The organism is Shewanella sp. Choline-02u-19, assembly GCF_002836205.1.
Classification (GTDB): domain Bacteria; phylum Pseudomonadota; class Gammaproteobacteria; order Enterobacterales; family Shewanellaceae; genus Shewanella.
In genome coordinates this window covers 483,371-505,496 of sequence record NZ_PJBE01000012.1, presented here as the reverse complement: position 1 = coordinate 505,496, position 22,126 = coordinate 483,371, and the positions used below count along the sequence as shown (strand labels likewise).

Annotated in this window: 21 protein-coding genes and 1 pseudogene; 7 read left to right on the top strand and 15 right to left on the bottom strand. The window is 42.8% G+C overall.

Annotated elements, in window-relative coordinates; genetic code table 11:
- Window positions 1-18: 18 nt before the first annotated feature.
- The 4 genes from CXF83_RS04280 to CXF83_RS04265 form a co-directional block, all read right to left on the bottom strand.
- Complete coding sequence (locus CXF83_RS04280) at window positions 19-300, bottom strand: DUF5666 domain-containing protein (protein WP_101089432.1); 282 nt, start codon at window positions 298-300, stop codon at window positions 19-21.
- 134 nt (window positions 301-434) lie between these two features.
- Window positions 435-1,571 carry a carcinine hydrolase/isopenicillin-N N-acyltransferase family protein gene (locus CXF83_RS04275; RefSeq protein WP_101089433.1) on the bottom strand — a complete coding sequence of 379 codons (1,137 nt, stop codon included), beginning with the start codon at window positions 1,569-1,571 and terminating at the stop codon, window positions 435-437.
- Between the two features lie 647 nt (window positions 1,572-2,218).
- Complete coding sequence (locus tag CXF83_RS04270) at window positions 2,219-2,560, bottom strand: YgiW/YdeI family stress tolerance OB fold protein (protein WP_101089434.1); 342 nt, start codon at window positions 2,558-2,560, stop codon at window positions 2,219-2,221.
- 481 nt (window positions 2,561-3,041) lie between these two features.
- Window positions 3,042-4,268 (bottom strand): serine hydrolase, encoded by a 1,227-nt coding sequence (locus tag CXF83_RS04265; RefSeq protein ID WP_101089435.1) that lies wholly within the window; start codon window positions 4,266-4,268, stop codon window positions 3,042-3,044.
- 589 nt (window positions 4,269-4,857) lie between these two features.
- On the opposite strand from CXF83_RS04265, the gene CXF83_RS04260 reads away from it, so the two are divergent.
- Complete coding sequence (locus CXF83_RS04260) at window positions 4,858-5,226, top strand: DUF4156 domain-containing protein (RefSeq protein ID WP_269801703.1); 369 nt, start codon at window positions 4,858-4,860, stop codon at window positions 5,224-5,226.
- Between the two features lie 178 nt (window positions 5,227-5,404).
- On the opposite strand, the gene CXF83_RS04255 is transcribed toward CXF83_RS04260, so the two are convergent.
- Window positions 5,405-6,277 (bottom strand): LysR family transcriptional regulator, encoded by an 873-nt coding sequence (locus tag CXF83_RS04255; RefSeq protein ID WP_101089437.1) that lies wholly within the window; start codon window positions 6,275-6,277, stop codon window positions 5,405-5,407.
- 110 nt (window positions 6,278-6,387) lie between these two features.
- Between CXF83_RS04255 and CXF83_RS22465 the strand changes: the two genes are divergently transcribed.
- Window positions 6,388-6,525 carry a hypothetical protein gene (locus CXF83_RS22465; RefSeq protein ID WP_157822878.1) on the top strand — a complete coding sequence of 46 codons (138 nt, stop codon included), beginning with the start codon at window positions 6,388-6,390 and terminating at the stop codon, window positions 6,523-6,525.
- 187 nt (window positions 6,526-6,712) lie between these two features.
- On the opposite strand, the gene CXF83_RS04250 is transcribed toward CXF83_RS22465, so the two are convergent.
- Complete coding sequence (locus CXF83_RS04250) at window positions 6,713-7,825, bottom strand: MFS transporter (protein WP_101089438.1); 1,113 nt, start codon at window positions 7,823-7,825, stop codon at window positions 6,713-6,715.
- 475 nt (window positions 7,826-8,300) lie between these two features.
- Between CXF83_RS04250 and CXF83_RS04245 the strand changes: the two genes are divergently transcribed.
- On the top strand, window positions 8,301-9,626 hold the full coding sequence (locus tag CXF83_RS04245; RefSeq protein WP_101089439.1) for a phosphatase PAP2 family protein: 1,326 nt from the start codon (window positions 8,301-8,303) through the stop codon (window positions 9,624-9,626).
- A 99-nt stretch (window positions 9,627-9,725) separates the two neighbouring features.
- Here the strand turns inward: CXF83_RS04245 and CXF83_RS04240 are convergent, their stop codons facing one another.
- Window positions 9,726-11,093, bottom strand: a complete 1,368-nt coding sequence (locus tag CXF83_RS04240) for an MFS transporter (protein ID WP_101089440.1) — start codon at window positions 11,091-11,093, stop codon at window positions 9,726-9,728.
- A gap of 265 nt (window positions 11,094-11,358) precedes the next feature.
- Here CXF83_RS04240 and uvrA point away from each other — a divergent pair, with 265 nt between their 5' ends.
- The 4 genes from uvrA to CXF83_RS04220 all read left to right on the top strand — a co-directional run bounded on the left by uvrA (window position 11,359) and on the right by CXF83_RS04220 (window position 17,659).
- Window positions 11,359-14,199, top strand: a complete 2,841-nt coding sequence (gene uvrA / locus CXF83_RS04235) for an excinuclease ABC subunit UvrA (protein WP_101089441.1) — start codon at window positions 11,359-11,361, stop codon at window positions 14,197-14,199.
- Between the two features lie 18 nt (window positions 14,200-14,217).
- A complete protein-coding gene (locus tag CXF83_RS04230) occupies window positions 14,218-14,535 on the top strand; it encodes a hypothetical protein (RefSeq protein WP_101089442.1) in 318 nt (105 codons plus the stop codon).
- Window positions 14,536-14,599: 64 nt separating this feature from the next.
- Window positions 14,600-15,556: a M28 family peptidase gene (locus CXF83_RS04225; RefSeq protein WP_101089443.1), complete on the top strand. Its 957-nt coding sequence runs from the start codon at window positions 14,600-14,602 to the stop codon at window positions 15,554-15,556.
- A gap of 228 nt (window positions 15,557-15,784) precedes the next feature.
- A complete protein-coding gene (locus CXF83_RS04220; protein WP_101089444.1) occupies window positions 15,785-17,659 on the top strand; it encodes a DEAD/DEAH box helicase in 1,875 nt (624 codons plus the stop codon).
- Window positions 17,660-17,841: 182 nt separating this feature from the next.
- Here the strand turns inward: CXF83_RS04220 and CXF83_RS04215 are convergent, their stop codons facing one another.
- The 8 genes and pseudogenes from CXF83_RS04215 to metF form a co-directional block, all read right to left on the bottom strand.
- The gene (locus tag CXF83_RS04215) at window positions 17,842-18,087 is read right to left on the bottom strand and encodes a cysteine-rich CWC family protein (protein ID WP_101089445.1); all 246 of its coding nucleotides are present in this window, start codon (window positions 18,085-18,087) and stop codon (window positions 17,842-17,844) included.
- 14 nt (window positions 18,088-18,101) lie between these two features.
- Window positions 18,102-18,479, bottom strand: coding sequence for a GFA family protein (locus CXF83_RS04210; protein WP_101089446.1), 378 nt, complete (start codon window positions 18,477-18,479; stop codon window positions 18,102-18,104).
- A gap of 119 nt (window positions 18,480-18,598) precedes the next feature.
- Window positions 18,599-19,657, bottom strand: a complete 1,059-nt coding sequence (locus tag CXF83_RS04205; RefSeq protein WP_101089447.1) for a c-type cytochrome — start codon at window positions 19,655-19,657, stop codon at window positions 18,599-18,601.
- A 10-nt stretch (window positions 19,658-19,667) separates the two neighbouring features.
- On the bottom strand, window positions 19,668-20,261 hold the full coding sequence (locus CXF83_RS04200; RefSeq protein WP_101089448.1) for a c-type cytochrome: 594 nt from the start codon (window positions 20,259-20,261) through the stop codon (window positions 19,668-19,670).
- A 105-nt stretch (window positions 20,262-20,366) separates the two neighbouring features.
- Window positions 20,367-20,750, bottom strand: a complete 384-nt coding sequence (locus CXF83_RS04195; protein WP_101089449.1) for a hypothetical protein — start codon at window positions 20,748-20,750, stop codon at window positions 20,367-20,369.
- Window positions 20,751-20,898: 148 nt separating this feature from the next.
- Complete coding sequence (locus CXF83_RS04190) at window positions 20,899-21,012, bottom strand: methylenetetrahydrofolate reductase (RefSeq protein ID WP_374702359.1); 114 nt, start codon at window positions 21,010-21,012, stop codon at window positions 20,899-20,901.
- A gap of 43 nt (window positions 21,013-21,055) precedes the next feature.
- Window positions 21,056-21,175, bottom strand: a pseudogene (locus tag CXF83_RS04185) (methylenetetrahydrofolate reductase); the annotation flags it as partial.
- 37 nt (window positions 21,176-21,212) lie between these two features.
- Window positions 21,213-22,103, bottom strand: coding sequence for a methylenetetrahydrofolate reductase (metF, locus tag CXF83_RS04180; RefSeq protein ID WP_101089450.1), 891 nt, complete (start codon window positions 22,101-22,103; stop codon window positions 21,213-21,215).
- Between the last annotated feature and the right edge of the window lie 23 nt (window positions 22,104-22,126).

Below are 22,126 nucleotides of genomic sequence, written 5' to 3'. Positions count from 1 at the left end.
AAAATATGAAGCACTTTCTTAGTCGTCTAAATCAATCTCTGTAGCGACCAACTTATTATTTAGATATATATAATCCACTTCGACATACATACCAGGACGTAAATCTGAAAAGTTCATTCGTGAATTTTCGATACGTGTGCGGTTATCAACCAATAACTTAGTGTTATGGATCTCAATTGTTTGCTGTTGATTATCAACTGAACTAATAATACCTTCTATTTCAGCTGCGATTGCTGACGAGCTTAGATAAATCAGTGAAGACGTAATGATAATGGCTGTGTTTTTAATTAATTTTTTCATGTTAAATTCCTAGATGTTTTTACAATTAATATGGTTTTATCTTGTGTCAAAACAGACTCAATTTTTTACGAGTATTCAAATGAATAAATTGTTATTCAATGAGTAACCCCTTTAAAGAGGTTACTCACTTGACCTTAGAAACAAACTTGCGTGTATTCTGAGAAGAGTGGGTTGTCACCTGCTACATAAGCACAACCATTCACAGTATCGAAGATGACAGACTCGACAGTCACGAAGTCAGAGCTATATTTTGTGATGTTAATAGGCTTTTGCTGCAAGATGTACTTCATGCCATTCACATCACGCTCTTTTGCATAGCTAATGAAAGTATTACCTGCATCTTCACGAGCGAAGGTATCAACAAATTTTTCATTGGCTTGGCGCAAAGGTGTATGAGATAAAAATTCAGCACGCATTTCTGCCGTATGATTGGCGTGAGCAATACCGCCTTCACCACGAACGATACGAGTACCATTGGTTGTCATTTCAATTGAACCATAGTCGCCAGAATCATCTGCCACGGTAAAGTTTAATGAGACGTGAGTTGTGTAATCTTTAAGTTTGTTAAAGGCCTCTTTCACGCTGGCAGACGATGTAATAGCGGCAAAAGCGGCATCGGTAGTGATGACATTTTGAGTGTCAACAGTTGCTGATGCTCCACTTGGCTCCCCCATGAAGTTAAGGACTGCAGCAGTGTGTTTGCCCATACCTTGGAAGTGACCACCATCAGTGGCTAAGAAAATAGTGTCATCTGTTTTAATGACTGAAGTATCACCTTCATGTAAAAAACCAATGTTCAAATCATTGTTTAATCCGACAATACCCGTTTCGGCAAAGGCTAGGGTTGTGCAGCCATTCATCGATTCGGCGGCTTTTTGTAATGAAGCAGTATCGTCAGCATTAACAAACCCTTTGTTGATGTCCCAATCCGCTTGTGCGATGGCCGCGAACAACATATGAACGGGTACGCCTCTAATTTCAGCTTGGCGTTCCATGATGGCAACATACTCAGGTGCGACTTTACGGTTATTTTCAACTGCATTTTTTGCAATTTCGATGACTGCTTGCTCTGCTTCACCACGAGGCATAGTCGCTAACTTTTGGGCTATGGCTTCGCTACCTTGACCGGTTAAGTCGACAATGACGGCGCCATTCTGTACTGCAGTACGCTCTGGTTGATAGTAATCAAGTACATCACCCGCAACATTAGCCGCTGCAACATTGAAAGAAAGAGCTGCGATTGTGGCGGTTGCTAAAATAGACTTTTTCATAATGTAATTCCTTCAAATGTTTTTTAAATGCGATTTGATTTCGTTTTGATGGAGTAATAATACGAGACAAACAGAGATACTTTAAGTTAGCTATTATTCGAATATCGAATGGAAAGAGATGCGGCTCAGAATCATATGTGGATACTGAGTTAAAGGAGAGATTAATGATGGCAGGTGTCCGTGCTAATACCGCGGAGCGAACATTTGATTAAAGATAATTTGTTTCGGTGGCACCAATAAAGTGAGGTGTATGAGCAGTAGCCTCTATTCGCCATCCATATTAAGAAAGGCAAATGTGAATTGATAAACTGCTTCGTACGTTGATAGTGCGATGTAGTCTGATGTAGTCTGATGTAGTCTGATGTAGTCTGATGTAGTCTGATGTAATCAAACTTCCAGAATTACACGTTATTAAAAGTGCAGACGATTTTACAAGCAAATAGTCTTTAATATTCATACTTGCATGAGTGTAATAAGGCCAAGACTGGAAAGACTCGGCTGGTATCTCTTTCACATCATAACCAGAATAAAAAGTAGCTTGATTAACTTAATCAGCTGCTTGCTCAAATAGGGGGGCTTTTTAATAAAAAAAGGCCATGTAATCAACCTATAAACTAACTGGTTGACTGCATGACTGACTGATTACCTTATTGGGCTAGCGCCAGATGATGAACATCTACAACTGTTTTAGTCCACTCTTTATCTATTTCGCCTGCTATTCTAATCTTTGTTGAAGGCGTGACAGCAATGCCGTTCAACTCTTCATGGTCAATTTCAACTTCAACTTCGCCTGTCGCATCTTTAAAAATGTAATGCTCAGAACGAATCTGCTTAACGAGATATCCTTCCAAAGTAACGTATTGATCGTCAGACATGCTTGCAATGGATTTTACTGATGATGCTCCGCTAGATGACCCTGTTCCAATAAACTCAGCAGAAACTGTGCTGGATAACATGGATATCAATAAAATGCTGATTAGTTTTTTCATGGTAACTACCTCTGTATGTGTTTGTTTGTTTGTTATTAATGTAATTTCTTCAAATGTTTATTAAATGCGATTTAGCTGCGTTTGATGGAGTAATAATACGAGACAAACAGAGATATTCTAAGTTAGCTACTATTCGAATAACGAATGGCAAGCGATGCGGCTCAGAATCATATGTTGTACTGAATTAAGGGAGAAATTAATGATGCTTGGTGACCGTACTAACGACCGCAGCGTGAACATTTAATTAAAGGTCGTTCGTTTTGGTGGAACCAATAAAGCGAGGTGTATAAGCAGTAGCCTCTATTCGCCATCCATATTAAGAAAGGCAAATGTGAATTGATAAACTGCTTCGTACGTTGATAGTGCGATGTAGTCTGATGTAATCAAACTGCCAGAATTACACGTTATTAAAGGTGCAAACGATGTTAAAAGCAAAGAAAGAGCTGACTTCAGCTCTTTCAATCTTGCAGCTACTTAATGCTTACTTACGCAGCTGTTCGATGATTGCGACACTTCGCTCAATAGTATCTACTGCTTTTTCTGCTTCAACATTATCAGCCCAATCTTGCTGATTAATGACCGTTATACCGTTAGTCATATCACTGAATGCAAGCTGACCGAATGAGCCGAATGACACGATAATGTTTTTATCTGCAATGGTGTACGACTGCATGTCGTAAGTCATTGCTCCAGCAGCTGAAAGCATAGTGCCTGCATCAGTTTGATTTAGCACATCGTTGCTTGTATCTGCTAATTCTTTGTAGAAAGATACACCCGCTTTTCCTTGCGCTATATACTGGGCGAATAAAGCATAATCCACCGCGCTAGTATTAATACCAAACGAGGGTGACGTTGTGCCATCAGAGGTTTTGGCTATCTCAATAATATCGTGACCACCAATCTCTTCATGTAAGTCCCCTAATAATACTTGGAAAGGTTTTCCGTGTACTTCAGCAAGTATCAGTCCTAGGGTATCCGTGTTCTGGTCAGTGTAATCCCAGTGTTCACCGCGCTTAAATTTACTGGCCTTAGCCGCTTTGATGGCCTTTAAGTGACCGACCGGTTCTCCAGCATTTTGCAAGCCAATTTCTTTTTCCCACTCATAACCGTTAGACCCTGGAGTATGGTAATTACTTAATGCTTCTATACCACTGTCCATAATGGCGATACTGCGAATTGTGGCGCCACCAATGATAGAGCCTTTCAGTTCCGGCAGGTATTGCTCTGCCTTAACGTCTAAGTCAACAAGACCTGCATCAATTGCTTTACCTAGCAACACACCAACATAGGTTTTAGAGGCTGACTGGAGATTATTAACCATCCCTTTTTTGAAGCCGTTGTCGTAGTGCTCGGCCAATATTTCATTGTTTTTCATCACAACGAAGCCTTTGGTGTTTGTTTCAATTAAGTTGTCACGAAAACTTTGACCGTCTTTAAATTCTGTAGACAAATCTAATGAATGAGAGACTGTTACAAGCGCTGGATTAGAAGATGCAGGCATTTCGTATACCCCGTAACGTAAGTAGTCTTTAATGTGCATACTTGCATGGGTGTAATAAGGCCAAGACTGAAAAGACTCAGCTGGTATATCTTTCACGTCATAACCAGAATAAAAAGTAGCTTGATTAACTTCATCAGCTGCTTGCACTGCACCCATTGTTGTTGCTAAAGCAACTGCGATGACGATTGCTTTGATTGATGTTTTCATAATGTTATTCCTTCAAATGTTTATTAAATACAATTTAATTTCGTTTTGATGGAGTAATAATACGAGACAAGCAGAGATACTTTAAGTTAGTTACTATTCGAATATCGAATGGGAATAAATGCGGCTCAGAGCCAAATGTGGACACTGAATTAATCATGGTAGCTGTCCGTGCTAACGACAGCGGAGTGAGCATGTTGTTAAAGGAGATTGTGTCGGTGGAACCAAAAAAATAAGTAATATGATCAACCAAGGTTATTCACCTCCCTTATCAAGGGGAGCTATAGCCTTTCGTACAGTTTGACCTTCACTCCATTATTACTGTCATTCTAAACCTCCTTAGATAGTTAACTCAGCGGGCTACTTCATACGCAAAGGCTTAATCCTTGATGTCGGTCTCTGTACTTATTACCTCGCCAATTAATAACCCTGAGCCTCCATTACTCTACCTATTGAATCGTTTACCTATTCGACTTGCCAGTACATCCTAACCAAATGATTCAGGAAAACGATGAGGAGATCACCTCAACCAAGGAATACCGTGAATCAAAAAACAAATATTGATTGAGGAAATGATTATGAAAAAAGTTTTATCGCACTTGCTTTAGTAGCGCTAACGGGTTGCTCAGCTAACCAACTTGACGGTAATGCCGCTTCTATTAGAATAATGGACGCAGAACCGCAGAACTGTAATTTTCTCGGTGAAGTCGATAGCCCACAAGGGAATTGGTGGACAGCAGACTTCACTGCTGATCGCGATATTCTGATCGGGGCCCGTAACGAAGCTAAGAATCAAGCTGCAGCGCTAGGTGCAAATGTCATTGTATTAAAGAAAAGTGTCGATAATAGTAACGAAGGAATCGAGGCTTATGGTAGTGACAAAGGCGCTGTAATTTCAAGCACCAAAGGCACCTACAGCAGTACTGTGATTGGAGAAGCTTTCAACTGCCCACAAAGCTAATTACCACTATAGAAAACACGTAATCAGCCTAACTGCTTACGTGTTCTTATAGAATAAAGAGTAACGGAAAACATATTCTAAATAAGGTCTTCACATTGCTAAAAATCGATAAGTGTCAATTAGCCAGAAGATAAAACTAGGGCTATGGTTTGCTCTGTAAATACAGTCGAAAATGACGTTATTTAGTCAGTTCTTCAATGATAAAGTTAGCGACTGGGCCATGTTGTAAATTAGAACGCCAAGTTATTTCTACCGTACTCACCATTCGAGAGCGTTGAAATTCAGGCATAAATTCAATCAGAGTGCCAAAAGCGAGTTTCTCATCTAAAAGACCTTTGGGAAGAAAAGCCCAACCTAGCCCTTGCTCAACAAGTCTAATGAGATCATCTTGATCATAAGCCTGCCAGATTTGCTGGGACATCTTAGTAATAGCCGAAAGCGCACCATTTTCAATCATACTGCTACAAACGATTTGTCGTTCAGCAATTAATGTTTCATTATCGACGAGTTCCATATCGGCAAATTTAGAATCAGGACTGCATACACATGTCCATTCAAGTTCGTAAAAATTAACGAAATCTAGATTATCAGGCACAGCCTTTGAAGGAAGGCCAATCCCAATACTAACCTCGTCATTTAAAATTGCTTTAGACAAATGCTCGCCACTCAGTTTAACAAGCTTAACTTGAGTGAAGGGGAATTTTTGTGCCATTTTTTCTAATGTTGAATCGATAGTATAAAGAGGGACTAACGGATCCAACGCAATTGTTACTTGATCTTCAACCTGCTCAACCGCACCTTGCGCATAACTTTCTATTCGTTCCGCTTGGCGTAACAAGATTTTAGCTTGTTGATATAATCGCTCCCCTTGCTCTGTCAAAGTGGGGTATTTAGTTGAACGATCAAAAAGTGTCACCCCAAGATCTAACTCTAAATTACTTACACCAATACTCACCGAGCTTTGGCTTTTTCTAATATGTCGTGCTGCTGCAGAAAATGAACCTTTTTCTGCAGCAGCGATAAATGCATTTAGCTGTTCTAAATTGAGCATGTTTAATCCATTCGATGACTTGATGGGTACCAATCAAAACCATTCGCACAGCCTTGACAAGATGAACTCATAAACAAACGTAACACGAACTAAGATCTAAAGGAATGACGATGAAACCATCCCTTTTGGTACTATCAATTACTGTATTTTCAACTACAAATTTAACCATCACACCTGTGCAAGAGCCAATTAATGATGGTGAGCTTACTGCCTGCTTCAACGGCGCTGATAGCACTCGTTATATGTAAAACCAAAAAATGACTATCAAACAGCAAAAAAATGATGAGCTAGGTAGAAGTAGCTGCTGGCTTTATCTTTGCTGAGACTTGGATTCAAGCTAATAGCGACTTCTCACTAGAGACCAGCGCACAGATACTAGCAGTGCCAAATAGTGCTGCTTTTCTACGGTATAAAACATAACGTATCCTGAACTCGCTAACCTTTCTCTGTAAAAACTTTTCTCTTTGATAATAATGGGAGAATACACATTAACGTAATAGCCAGAAAAACAACCAGTTCAGACAGCACCCAACCTCTTAGTAAAATATAGGGGCCCAATGCAGCTCCTGTTGTTTGAGCTGCCACCGATAACCTAATAATATCCCCTTGCTCGTCAGTTTCAGAAATAGTCCCCATAAACAGCGGCAGCAAGAAATTCCAAAACATCATGAACAAACTAACAGCGACAAAATAAAGTAACTGACTTTCGGTCGTAAACAACAGGATGATGACTCCAGCTTGTGCAAACAACGCTGAAATAGTTAGCATTTTTTTATATCTACTTAGAGATGCTAAGCTCGCTAAAATAGCCCCCACCAAGCTAAACATCGTCCCCATGGCCAAGATCCTACCTTGCTCTTTTGGCTGAATAAGCAGCTTGTCTCCCACTACACTCAACATTGACCAGCAGCCAGAATGGGTCAAAAGAATCATGAATACTGCAGCCAAGGCTAATATTTTAGTATTTAGATCAGCAGTTCCAACACTGAATTGCTCCAAGGGTTCAATAATCTCAAACTTTGGTAAAGCAAGCAGTAAGATGCTAAAGCTAGCTAATAAGAAAAAGAAGCTATCGACACCAAACTCTTGTATCACATAGGGTAATCCGAGGAAGAGTAATCCGCTATATAGCATCTGCAGCGCAATAGCCTTACCAAAGGCTAAATCGGGGTTCAGCTCTTGAGATAACGACTCATAACTTAAAACAAGAATAACCCCTGCCGCAACGCCTGAAATAGCCCTTAATGCTAAAAAAATATTGATATCATCACAGTAAGCACTCGCTAAGTGCGTTGCTGCTAACACAATAATAGCGAATGTTTCATTAATCCTGACAGAGCGAAACCGAACTAAGAAGTAGCAAAGAATTGAAGCAAGTGCAAAGCCCATCAACTCAACTGTTGCTAAATAGCTAAGGTCATAAACTGAGGTCTCAAACTGTACTGAGATTGCATTTAAATAACTGGGTAACAACAAGAATATACTAGAGGCGACAGCAAGTTTAATGCTCGTGGATAAAGATTGGAACTTGTTTGAATATAGGGTCACATATCAGCCTAATAACAACATATCAGAAAATAACTTTAGCCAATATCAGCTAATATGTAAACAATGTGAACTAAGTGAACTAAGTGTTACCTAGCCCGATTCAATAAAGTCCATACATTAGAATATGCTTGTTATCTCAATGCTGAATGATCACTATTTCTTGCATCAATTTATAATGAAAGATAAATAACCCACACGGATTTAACAGTAAAGATATTGATTTTAAAAGATAATATAAAAAACAACAACGAGATAATAACAATAAATCTTACGTAATTTCTATTTACGCTCATTAAAACCAAGCTAATTTCTACATAATGAGTGACGCACAGCAGAGTAAATGGATGAATGATTAGCTTTCACTCTTACAAGGATCACTTGTTAAAAACCAAAGAGATATTGCATCCTAGCAACAATGCATTAACCTTATTCCAGTTATTACAATTTAATCACGTTTTGTCTTTAGGATTATTATATGCATTTTCAGGCTTCTGTTATTAGTCGAGCAATCGCTGCGTCAATTTGTCTTATATCTATGCCGAATATAGCTGAAGCACAGAGTGAGATTTTTGAAAGTCAATCAGGCACAATTTCGGAGGTTGGCGATATTGTACAAATAGCCCTCCCAGCCGGAGCCTTGATTGGTAGCTTATGGATTGGTGACACAGAAGGTGCCTGGCAGTTAACCAAAGGCGTTGCCACCACTGCAGCTATTACTCACACTCTCAAGTTTGGCTATGAGCGCCTCAGACCCGATGGCAGTGAAGCAAACTCTTTTCCTTCCGGCCACACTTCTGCGGCATTTTCTGGCGCGGCTTATATCCACCATCGATATGGCAACGCATGGGGGATCCCTGCGTACGCAGCAGCAGCCTTCGTCGGTGGCAGCCGCTTGTGGTCCAACAGACATTATGTCGATGATGTATTAGCGGGTGCCTCTATTGCGGTCATGAGCAGCTTATATTTTACCGATCCTTATAATCGAACAGATCTTGTGATTGCACCAAGCTTTGGTGAAGACCATATAGGCTTAGCCATGAGTTATACCCCCGGCCTTGCGGGCAATAAAAGTCAGCCATCATCAAAAGGAAGTAGCGGTTGGGGTGAAAAAAAGAGTGAACTTAAACACAGCTACTCACTGTCAATTGGTGGCTTTAACACCAAAGAAAATACTATTTACGAACAGGGTCAAAGTAGTTTTGATCTTAATGATTTCAGCAAAGAGTCTGAACCCAATACTTATGCTTCAGCACTGCTAAAATGGGGACTCGATGAGCAACAATACCTCGCTTTTGAATTCACCCCATTGGAAACCAGAGACACTGTAGTATTAAAAGAAGATATAAACTTTGGCGGTAAAAACTACTCAACGGGCAGTGAAGTCATTTCAGCCTATCGTAGCTGGTCGCTGTCTGGTGACTATATGTTTAAGTTACTTCCCGACAGTGCCTGGAAAGCGGATGTAGGGGCTGGATTAACTGTTGTCGGTCAATCTATTCGACTTGATAATTACGATGGCGATAACTTAAGTGAACACGATGATATCTTTATCGTTCCGTCTCTTGCTGTCGAGGCTGGCTATCAATTTACCGAGAGTATTTCTGCAAGTGTTGGCTACAAACTATCGGGTTTATCAGATTATGAGTCCGACTCTTTATGGGGAAGTATTGCGTACCAAATAAGTGAGCGTTGGTCGACGTCATTATTCTACGGGCAATTTGCACAAAAGACTGATACCGATGAATATTATAATGATGCGATATTTGATTTTGGTGGTTTTTCTGTCGATTATTCTTTCTAAACTATGACTAAGAGCGATCTTACTAAGAACAATATTACTAACCTACTGATAGCAATATTGCTCTTAGTTAAAATGACATCTTACTTTATAAGGCGTCCGCTAACTGGCAGAACCAAGTACCGCTCGCGCTGCTTTCAAATCGAAATGGTCATCTACTCTTAAATAAGCTACTTTTTCTTCAAGTACCACTATGGCCTCAACGACGCCAATTAACGCTGACAATTCTGTTGCCATTGCTTTTGCACCGGGTCTGTCACTGACCTCAGCCTCTAAGGTATAACTCTTCAGCAACACTGGATTTTTCATACCCAAAGTCAGTAAAAACCAAACGCACATTAAGCCCAATGCAACCGCAAAGACCCCTTCAGCGCCCACAAGCTGATAGGCGCCACCACCCAATAAACCACCGCAAAATGCGCCTAAAAATTGGCTAGTAGAATATACGCCCATTGCAGAACCTTTATCGCCAGCAGGACAAAACTTAGCAATCAGACTTGGCAAAGAGGCTTCAAGGTAATTAAAACCGGTAAAAAACAGCACCACTGCAATACTCAATACCAGCAGATTGTCGGCAAATAGTGCCATCGAACCCAATGCGGCCATCATGAGCAGCAGTGCAATTTGAAACGTTGCTTTAGTATTATTACGCTTAACACCAATAATAATCAGCGGCACCATTAAGAAAAACGCGCCCATAAATGCTGGAAAATACAGCATCCAATGTTCCTCTTTGGCAAGCCCTGCATCGACTAAATCCAAAGGGAGTGCAACAAACACCGCGGTTAACACCAGGTGCAAAATAAAGATACCAGCATCAAGTCTAAATAATTGCGGGTCGACCAGCATGCGACGCAGCTTTTCAGGTGCTGCGACGGTGTCGCCTTTAGGTGCTTGTGAAATTGGGTCTGGCACTAATAACTGTACGATCAACATGCCTAGAACAGCTAAGCCTGCGGTCATAAAGAATAAGCCTGACAAGCCTAAATGCTGCGCAACAATGGGGCCGACTAAGAGTGATAATGCAAAGGAGAATCCAATACACATGCCGATAATGGCCATCACTTTAGTACGTTGTTCATCGCGGGTTAAATCGGCGGCTAACGCCAGAACCGCTGCGGCAATAGCGCCCATACCTTGCAAGGCTCGCCCCGCAACAACGCCATAAATAGTGTCGGCATTAGCAGCAACCAGACTACCTAGAGCGAAGACCAACAACCCGATTAAGATAATGGGTTTACGGCCGTATTTATCAGATAAGATCCCCATAGGGATTTGAAGAATTGCTTGCGTTAAGCCATAGGCACCAATAGCAATACCCACCCATAATGGTGAGAAGCCTTCTAGATGCTGTCCATAAAGTGCGAAGACAGGCATGATCATAAATAGACCCATCATGCGTAATCCAAATACACTCGCTAAAGAAAATGCGACTTTTTTCTCAGTCTTGGAAAGTCCGTTATTGGCCATTGCCCCCGCCCTGATCAGTGAACTCTAATTAAGTCGCGCAGTTTACCACGAAGTTTTTCATTAACCCAAAAGGAAAAGCAAAAGATGTATACTCAAGTCACCTTTTGAGCATTAACTGCAAAGCCGCATGCTCGCTTGGTTTCCTTTGTTTTTCCTGCAAAATCCACATATGTCTCCTACAATTGATAACTCACTTTGTCTATTGCCTCGCCCGGATTTGTGAGATACTTAACCACTTTTTTCGGCTTTGAGATCTGAACGCTAGATGGAATATATTGAAGTACGTGGCGCTCGAACCCACAATCTTAAAAACATCAACCTAACCATTCCCCGTAACAAACTAATTGTTATCACCGGGCTATCAGGTTCAGGCAAATCCTCATTAGCATTCGATACCTTGTATGCTGAGGGGCAACGACGCTATGTAGAGTCATTATCCGCCTACGCTCGTCAGTTTTTAAGTTTAATGGAAAAGCCCGATGTTGATCACATCGAAGGCTTAAGTCCCGCTATTTCTATCGAGCAAAAATCGACTTCTCATAACCCACGTTCGACCGTGGGTACGATTACCGAAATTTATGATTACTTAAGACTACTATTTGCCCGGATCGGTGAACCGCGTTGTCCAACTCATGGCGAACCATTAGCGGCGCAAACTGTCAGCCAAATGGTCGATAAAGTCCTTGAGATGCCAGAAGGCAGTCGCCTCATGTTACTTGCCCCAGTGGTTAACGCCCGTAAAGGTGAACACGTAAAGCTACTCGAAGGCTTATCGGCACAAGGTTATATTCGTGCTCGAATTGACGGTGAAGTGTGGGATTTAACCGATCCACCAGAGCTCGACCTACATGTAAAACACACTATCGAAGTGGTCGTGGATCGCTTTAAGGTCCGTGATGACATTAAACAACGCTTAGCTGAGTCATTCGAAACGGCACTGGAACTCTCTGGTGGTATTGCCAAAGTGACCAGTATGGACCCTGTAGAAGGTAAAGCTAAAGCAGAAGAGCATGTCTTTTCGGCTAATTTTGCCTGCCCTGTTTGTGGCTATTCCATGGCAGAACTTGAACCGCGTATATTCTCGTTCAACAACCCGGCAGGGGCTTGCCAAACCTGTGATGGTCTTGGTGTTCAGCAGTACTTTGATCCCGAAAGAGTGATAACTAACACTGAACTGTCACTTGCGGGCGGTGCCATTCGAGGTTGGGATCGACGTAACTTCTATTACTTCCAAATGCTCACCTCGTTAGCCGATCACTACAAATTTGATATAGAGAAGCCCTTCGAGCAACTCACAGATGATGTCAGAAAAATTGTGCTGTATGGCTCTGGAACACAAAGCATCGCGTTCAAATATATCAATGACCGCGGCGATGTCGTGGTCAGAAATCACCCTTTCGAGGGAATTTTAAATAACATGGATAGGCGTTACCGCGAAACAGAATCCAATGCGGTACGCGACGAACTCACCAAGTTTGTTAATACTCAGTCTTGCCAAAGCTGTGGCGGCTCACGTCTGCGTGAAGAAGCGCGTAACGTTTTCATTAATGAGCTCAATCTGCCGGTGTTAACACATTGGTCTATTGGCGAAGCCATGAACTATTTTGACAATCTTGAGCTAACAGGTCAGCGCGCCCAGATCGCCGACAAAATCTTAAAAGAGGTGCGTGAACGTTTAGGCTTCTTAGTCAATGTAGGCCTTAACTACCTTAGCTTATCGCGCTCTGCCGATACGCTATCAGGCGGAGAAGCTCAGCGAATTCGTCTTGCAAGCCAAATTGGCGCCGGACTTGTGGGCGTGATGTATGTATTAGATGAACCCTCTATTGGCTTACATCAACGTGATAATGAACGTTTGTTGCAAACGCTGATTCATCTGCGAGATCTCGGTAATACGGTTATTGTGGTTGAGCATGACGAAGATGCCATTCGCATGGCCGATCATGTGATTGATATCGGTCCCGGTGCAGGCGTACATGGTGGACAAGTTATTGGTGAAGGCACGCTGCAAGATCTGCTGGAGTGTAAAGAGTCTATTACTGGCCAATACCTATCGGGTGAAAAACAGATCCACATTTCAACCGCGCGAACCGAATTCGATCCAGAGCAAATCATCGAGCTATTTGGTGCTTCAGGTAATAACTTGCAAGATGTTGATTTACAGATCCCTGTCGGACTATTCACGTGTATTACTGGGGTTTCCGGCTCAGGTAAATCGACCTTAATTAACGACACTTTTTATAAAATTGCCCATATAGAGTTAAACGGCGCTACCGTTGATGAACCCGCACCCTACAAGAGTATTGTCGGTATGGATCATTGCGATAAAGTGGTCGATATTGATCAAAGCCCCATTGGCCGCACACCGCGTTCGAACCCCGCAACCTATACCGGTATTTTCACTCCTATTCGTGAACTATTTGCAGCGACACAAGAGTCACGTACTCGAGGTTATCTACCAGGACGCTTCTCATTTAATGTCAAAGGCGGTCGTTGTGAGGCTTGCCAAGGTGATGGACTGATTAAGGTGGAGATGCACTTTTTACCCGACGTCTATGTGCCCTGTGATGACTGTAAAGCTCAACGCTATAACCGTGAAACGTTAGACGTACGCTTTAAAGGTAAAAATATTCACGAAGTGCTACAGATGACAGTAGAGGAAGCGAGACCCTTCTTCGATGCCATTCCTGCCGTAGCGCGTAAGCTACAAACCCTCATGGATGTTGGCTTGTCATATATCCGTTTAGGACAAAGCGCCACTACACTCTCTGGCGGTGAAGCTCAGCGAGTTAAACTGGCAAAAGAGCTGTCTAAACGTGACACTGGTAAAACGCTGTACATATTGGACGAACCCACGACTGGATTGCACTTTGCTGATATCCAATTATTGCTCGATGTATTGCACCGCCTTAAATCCCATGGCAATACCATTGTGGTCATTGAGCATAATCTAGATGTGATTAAGACGGCAGATTGGATTATCGATCTCGGCCCTGAAGGAGGTTCTGGTGGTGGTACAATTTTGGTAGCAGGTACCCCTGAACAGGTCGCTGAAAATACTGAATCTCATACAGCTCGCTTTTTAAAGCCGCTTTTAGCAAAGTAAAAGAGACAAATTAGCTTAATGCCAAGTAGTAATATTTTATTAGCCACAGGCCTAGTGTTCACACTAGGCCTGCTCATTTTGGCTGTGGTTGACCCATTGTTTGGTCAATGTAAATCCATCAAAGCACGAGTGATTGACAGTAATAATCAAACCAGCACTATCGCACTGCCTAATGGTTCAGTCGCACGTGTACCTATAGGCAACTTAGAGGAAGAATCGCATGTACAGGTTGGGGTAAAACAGCGCCTATTTTCAGGTACTAGCGAATACAAGCTAACCTCCCCCCCTCCGTTGTTGCTCAATGAGCACGCTAGCGATAAAAAAAAGTCGCTATAGCAAAGCGATATATGTAGGGTAAACGTCAAAGTAATATTTATATTGACTGGCATAGGGAAATTGCATGCGATGTTTATTAGCGGCGATTGTTTGCTCGACTCTTATTGCTTGCAGCAGTGTTCCTCACTGCAATACGCATCCACAATCTCATTGGGCTGACCATACTCAAATCAGCGCCGATATAACACAACTGGCCTCAAATGATTTTGCAGGACGGGATACCGGATCAGAGGGGGCTGCCTTAACAAGGCGTTATCTCATTGATCGCTTTCAACAGATTGGCCTTACACCATGGCAAGGCGACTACCAGCATCCCTTTAGTTACTCAGTCTCTTTTTCTGACAAAGTTGGGATTAATATTGCTGGAGTAGTATTAGCCCAAACACCGACAAAGCAATGGCGAATAGTGTTGGCGCATTACGACCACCTGGGCAGCAAAGGATCGCGAATTTATCACGGTGCCGATGATAACGCCTCCGGGGTATCAGGTTTACTGCAATTAGCTCAGCACGCGGTCACTCAAGCAAGTGATATCAATCTACTCTTCGTCGCGACCGATGCCGAAGAACCGGGATTATACGGCGCCTACGCGCTAGTTGATAAGTTTACCGAAGTTAATACCCAACCCCGAATATCCCAAATAGAGCTTGCCATTAATTTAGATATGATAGGACGCCCCGATAGACGTCATGCTATCTATATTGAAGGGGCAAGGCGCTTTGACTCATTTAAACTCATGCAACAATCTATAACGCAGTCAAACCAACTTTGCGTTAAAACCAGACAGCCGAGATCATTTGATGGCAGTGTCATCAGCGTTGATTTTTTAAGGGCATCTGATCATTACCCTTTGCATAAAGCAAAGATCCCTTGGCTTTACTTTGGGGTACCCACGCATAAGGATTATCATCAACCGAGTGATACAGCTGATAAAATAGATATTAGTTTTGTTGCTGCTGTGGCTGAATCTGCTTACCAACTACTGATTATTGACAGTTTACTTCTCCAAAATAGTCCTTAGAAACGATGATTATTGATTTTCATGCCTAGTTAAACCACTAATTGGCCTACAAATTGCTTAGTAATCAATAAAAATAGCAGCATAAAATGGTAATACCAATTGCACCCTGCTATAATAATCGGCTTACTGATAAATGTTTCGGTGCGGGAAGTCGACACGGGGTTGATTTTCTGTCTATAAAAACCCAGGCGTAAATATTGCGCTCGCTATTCCACAAGGCTACAACCCATGTCATCCAATGAAAAAACTTTCCGCGAACTCGGTCTTTCCGAGCCTTTGTTGCGTGCTCTTGACGAGCTCGGTTATGAAAAACCAACGCCAATCCAAGCCGCGAGTATCGATCCTCTCATGGCCGGAAAAGATATTTTAGGTCAAGCACAAACAGGTACAGGTAAAACAGGTGCATTTGCACTACCTCTACTGAACCGCATTGATCCAAAGACTAATTCTCCACAAATTTTGGTACTTGCACCAACACGTGAACTTGCAGTGCAAGTTGCTGAAGCTTTCGCAAGTTATGCAAAATTCATCCAAGGTTTGCACGTTCTGCCTATTTACGGCGGACAAAGCATGCAACAGCAATTAACGGCATTACGTCGTGGACCACAAATTATTGTGGGTACTCCTGGTCGCGTTATGGACCACATGCGTCGTGGTACTCTTAAGCTAGACTCGCTTAAAGCGATGGTGCTTGATGAAGCCGATGAAATGCTAAAAATGGGCTTCATCGATGATATCGAATGGATCCTTGAGCATACACCTAAGCAACGTCAACTCGCGTTATTCTCAGCCACTATGCCTGAGCAAATTAAACGTGTTGCGGGCAAATATTTAACTGAACCTGTACACGTTAAGATTGCGACAACAACTACTACTGTTGAAACAATTGAACAGCGTTTTGTACAAGTATCACAACACAATAAACTAGAAGCGTTAGTACGTGTTCTAGAAGTTGAGAAGACTGAAGGTATTATCATCTTCGTTCGTACTCGTAACAGTTGTGTTGAACTCGCTGAAAAGTTAGAAGCTCGCGGTTATGCTTCATCACCACTACATGGTGATATGAATCAACAAGCACGTGAACGTGCAGTTGATCAGCTTAAACGTGGCAAGCTAGACATTATTATTGCAACCGACGTTGCAGCTCGTGGTCTTGACGTTGAGCGTATTGGACACGTAGTAAACTACGATATCCCATATGATACTGAAGCTTACGTTCACCGTATTGGCCGTACTGGTCGTGCTGGTCGTACAGGTATGGCGATTCTTTTCGTTACACACAGAGAAATGCGTATGTTGCGCACTATCGAACGTGCTACGAATAGCCGCATCTCACCAATGGACGTACCAAGCCCAGAGACAGTGACTGAACGTCGTCTTTCTCGCTTAGGTGAGCAAATTGGCGAATTGATTGCTAAAGATTCTTTAGACTTCATGAAAGGTGCAGTCGCTAAATTATGTCAAGAGCTAGAAGTTGATACTGATTTACTTGCAGCAGCTTTGCTACAGCAAGTTCAGAAAGATCGTCCTCTACAATTGCCATCAATCAATGAGCGTCAGCGCGATAGCCGTGATGATCGTAACACTCGTGACCGCAATGATCGTAGTGACCGCGCTCCTCGTGAACGTAGTGACCGTCCAGATCGTCCACGTCGTGAATCTCGTCCTACACCGTCTAGTATCGGTCTAGCTGATTCATTGAAGGACAACCCAGATGTTAAGATGTGCCGTTATATCATCGACGTAGGTCGTGAGAATGGCGTTGGCGTTGGTAACATTGTGGGTGCAGTAGCGAACGAAGCAAACATCGACAGCCGTTACATTGGTCAAATCCAATTGTTTGATCATGTCACTGCGATAGACCTTCCAGACGGAATGCCAAAAGACGTACTTGATCACCTTAGAAAAGTACGTGTATGTGGCCGTCCATTGAATATTCGTGAAGCTGCGGGTGAAACATTCGAGAACACTGCAGGTGGTGGTGATAGCCGTCCAGCACGTCGTCCTCGTAAACCAGCAGGTGCTGGTGCAAGTACTGGTGCTGGCGATCGTCGTCCTTCTGGTGACAGAAAGCCGCACCGTAAAGGTCCAGCTGGCGAGTAATTTCGCAAAGGTAACAGAATAATGTCAGTTTCTACTTATGAGAAACTGACCTATATGTTGCAAACATAAAATCAATTTTATCCATCCGTGGAAAATTGACATAAAAAAGGAGCCTATGGCTCCTTTTTTGTTTTCGAATTTCTATCAATTAACCGTCGTGGCTACGCACCCTGTAAGCCCTCTTAATCGACTCTTTTGTACTGTTGAGTCTCTTCTTGCTGCTTCAATGCCTTTATACATGCCTGACAGAGGCAGGATTTAGACGCTAATAGAGGATTAACTCGCTCTGCACTTACCGCAAGCTCAAGTGCAGCCTTAGATGGAAATGCTTGCGAACGACACCAACATTGTTCAATGCTCTTGCCCTGCAATACTGAACAGCGATTTTGGGACTGACATAGTGGGCAAATGGAAGGATCTGTCGTCATAATATATTGTCCGCTTATTTGACTAATCGATCTGCGGGATGATTTACCCCGTCACAAAGAGTCACGCCAGTTAACTCGTAGGGGTTAACCCCCTCAATACAACCCACATTAACACCAAACTGGTTTGGATTTGAGCGCCGTTGATGGTGGGTATATATTCCGCACACGCTACAAAAATAGTGTTTAGCGGTACCAGAATTGAATTGATACAGCGATAGTTTATCCTTACCCGCAACGACCTTAAGCCCATCAAGCTCAGCAGAAGTGACGATGGTGCCACGACGCCTGCACATAGAGCAATCACAGCGTCGCAAATCAATAATGCCATCAGGTAGGTTAAGCGCTAATTGAACCGCACCACAATGACAACTGGCTGTATGTGTCTGTTTCATTGTTGCTCCTTATGCTTGCAGGCCGTTAATGTAACAAAAAGGGCTCGCGTTAACGAACCCCATTTCTAAGCAAAATAAATCCCAACTTAGCGTTAGAGATCTAACCACCAATACAGCCATTAATCACTGCGTTTAGGGTTATTCCCATAAGCTTTGCTACCAAGTTCAGGTTTACCGTCAACACTGCTGCCATAGTAGCCCTGGTGCTTATGATACTTGCCTTTCAGTTGCTTTATATCACCGGTAAATCTTGGGTCTTGTGGGCGCTCTTGTGCATTAATGTATGCCGCAACGTCCCAAGCTTGTTGATTACTCAACTGAACACTTTTGCTGAATGGCATGTTTTCATAAATAAAGTAAGCCGCGGTATTAACCCTATGCATACCCGCGCCCCAGTTAAAGCTCTGTGGCCCCCAAAGTGGTGGTAATGAGTAAACCCCTGCACTCTCATAGCCTTGACCATCTGCGCCATGACAAGACTGACAATGAGCCTGATAAACCTCACTACCGCGCTTAGGTGAGTACGCCAGCTTAGGCGCGACAATTTTAGGAAATCCCTTCCCTGGCAGTGCAGCACGCTCAGGCTGAGTCATTGCAGTCTTTACGGCTTCAGGTAGTGGCATATCTTCGCGCTTCCCCCCTTTAATTAGGTCACTATCAGATAATTCAGCCACTGCTGTCGTGATTCCAGCTTGATCCATTAAGCCACTCATGCCGAGCCAGTAGGAATAAGCAGAGAGCGCAACCAGCTCTTTGCTGCCTGACGCTGGCGGTGTGCCATTCATTGAGTAAGTGAAACACCCTTGAAGACGCTCTTCATAGCTATTCACTTTATCGTTTTTCTTACGATAGGCTGGATAGGCAAAATAGGCAGCCCATAGCGGTGCAGCATTAGCGCGGCGGCCAGCATCCATATGGCAGTTAGAACAGTTGAGATTATTACCAACATAGCTATCTCGCATCTGCTGTGAATTAACAAATAACTGATAGCCTAAGCGAACTTTATCGCCAAACTCACCTTGGGGAATCGAGCTTAAATCTCTAGGGACTAAATAAGCTTGACCAACTTGCTTGGCCTTAGCAATAAGCTCAGTCTGTTTATCCGGCAGTTCTTGCGCTTGTACCAGCAAGCTAGGACTAAGGCTAATAATGAGCCAACTTAAATGAGATACTTTCATGGTTAACCCCTTATTTTAATTCTGCGAAATACTTCGATAATGCATCAATTTCGGCACTGGTAAGTTTGTCAGCAATGGTCCCCATCACACCATCTTGATCGCCACTGCGGGAATCTTTCTGCCACGCTATCAACTGGTTCTTAATGTAGGATGCTTGCTGACCTGCAAGCCGTGGAAATTCGCCCACACCAAGCCCTGAAGGTCCATGACAGGTAACACAAGCTGGGATGACTCGTTGCCAATCGCCTTGATAGACTAGCTGCTCAGTTGGATTTTCATATACCGCTTTCTCACCCCGTAGATGAGGTGTAACGATAGGCACGTCGAATGATGAAAAATAGTCAGCAACAGCATAAACAGCATCACCTTGGAGGGTCATTGACATAGGCTGCATGGTCGCATTCTGTCTTTTACCGGTCTGAAACAACTTAATTTGTTTGGCGATATAATCAGCAGATAGCCCTGCTAATCTTGGGCCAAGAGGCTCTATGCCTTGCCCTTGAGGGCCATGACAACTGCCACACAGCGCTGCCGAAGGCGGCATAGCCGCATAAGAGGATGCACTTAGCACCAATAAAGCACACGTTATCAATCCACGTTTCATTTTTATATCTCCATCAGTTGATGGTTTTAACAATAGCGCTTCTGAAAAATAATTGCTCATTAAACAGTTAAATCAGAAGGATATCGACTTTTAAAAGAAAAATGACTATGAGAAGTTAATTTTATACGCTAATGCTCGACACTCTAGAAAGTAGCTGCATTCCGCGAAAGGGTCTTGCTTAGTGCATTCCATTATGACTACTCCATTACCTCCCAATTGCTGCACTTTATACTTTAAGTCGCGCAACAACATGGAATAACCAGGTTTGGGGGAGTTCGGCGCTTTTTGACAATAAGATGAAGCCACATCTCCAATCATTTGTGAATCGAAACTGTAAATTTCTTCTACCGAGTACTCTATAACTTTTGTGGCTTTAAGCGTGCCTCCGACATATTCAGGCGTGACATTACTTTGAAACTGCACTCCCTGACAGCCCGCCAAATAGAATAGTGCGCAAAAAACGGCCAGAGCCTTCGCTTGATTATCCATAATCTACCTTTCCTTTGAAATAGATAATGCTAGCTTAAAATATCCTCTTATCTAAATAACCTTAATCTAAATAGGTTCAATAAACAAAAAAACCAACAACCTAACAAGTAGGCTATTGGTTTATTCTCGCTGACTAAAGAGGATTTGTTTATTTACCTGGGCGAACACCAAGAGTGTGGCATATCGCATAAGTCAGTTCTGCACGGTTCAGCGTATAGAAATGGAAATCTTTAACCCCTTCTCGAGATAAGACTTTAACCATGTCCAATATCAGAAACGTTGGTTCCTAAACTACAACGGGTTTGCTATTTACCTGGGCGAACACCAAGAGTGTGGCATATCGCATAAGTCAGTTCTGCACGGTTCAGCGTATAGAAATGGAAATCTTTAACCCCTTCTCGAGATAAGACTTTAACCATATCCAATATCAGAAACGTTGGATCCTAAACTACAACGGGTTTGCTATTTACCTGGGCGTACACCAAGAGTGTGGCATATCGCATAAGTCAGTTCTGCACGGTTCAGCGTATAGAAATGGAAATCTTTAACCCCTTCTCGAGATAAGACTTTAACCATATCAATCGCTACGTTGGCTCCGACCATCTGACGGGTTGTCGCATCATCTTCAAGGCCTTCAAATTGGCGGTGTAACCAGCTTGGAATGGATACATTAGTCATGGCCGCAAAGCGCTTAGTTTGGTTGAAGTTAGTCACTGGTAGGATACCTGGGACAATTTCAGCATCGATGCCTGCTGCAGCGCAGCGATCACGGAAACGTAAATAAGATTCAACATCAAAAAAGAACTGTGTAATCGCGCGGTTAGCACCTGCGTCGATCTTCTTCTTAAGGTGGATAAGATCTGCTTGAGCATTGCTTGCATCAGGATGCACTTCTGGGTAAGCCGCAACAGAAATATCAAAGTCTGCCACCGAGCGTAGCAGACGAACGAGATCATTAGCAAAACGTGTTGGTTTGGCACTGCCTTCAGGCAAATCGCCACGTAGAGCGACGATGTCACGAATACCGCTATTCCAATAATGCTTAGCCAGCTCTTTGAGTTCTTCATCACTCGCATCCACCAATGTTAGATGCGGAGCTGCAACTAAATCAGTCTCTTTTTGAATGCGTTCAATCACGCCATGAGTACGATCTCGAACCCCCGAGTTTGCACCGTAAGTAACAGACACAAATTTAGGATTAAGTGGCTCAAGACGACGAATAGAGTTCCACAATAGCTTTTCCATCTCTGGAGTCGAAGGCGGGAAGAATTCAAAAGAAACGTTTATATCATCTTTTAGCTCAGATAAGCTCTGGTTCAATGATGTCGCATGTTGTGCATGATGAAAGCCCATTTCTATTTCCTCTACTTCAACTC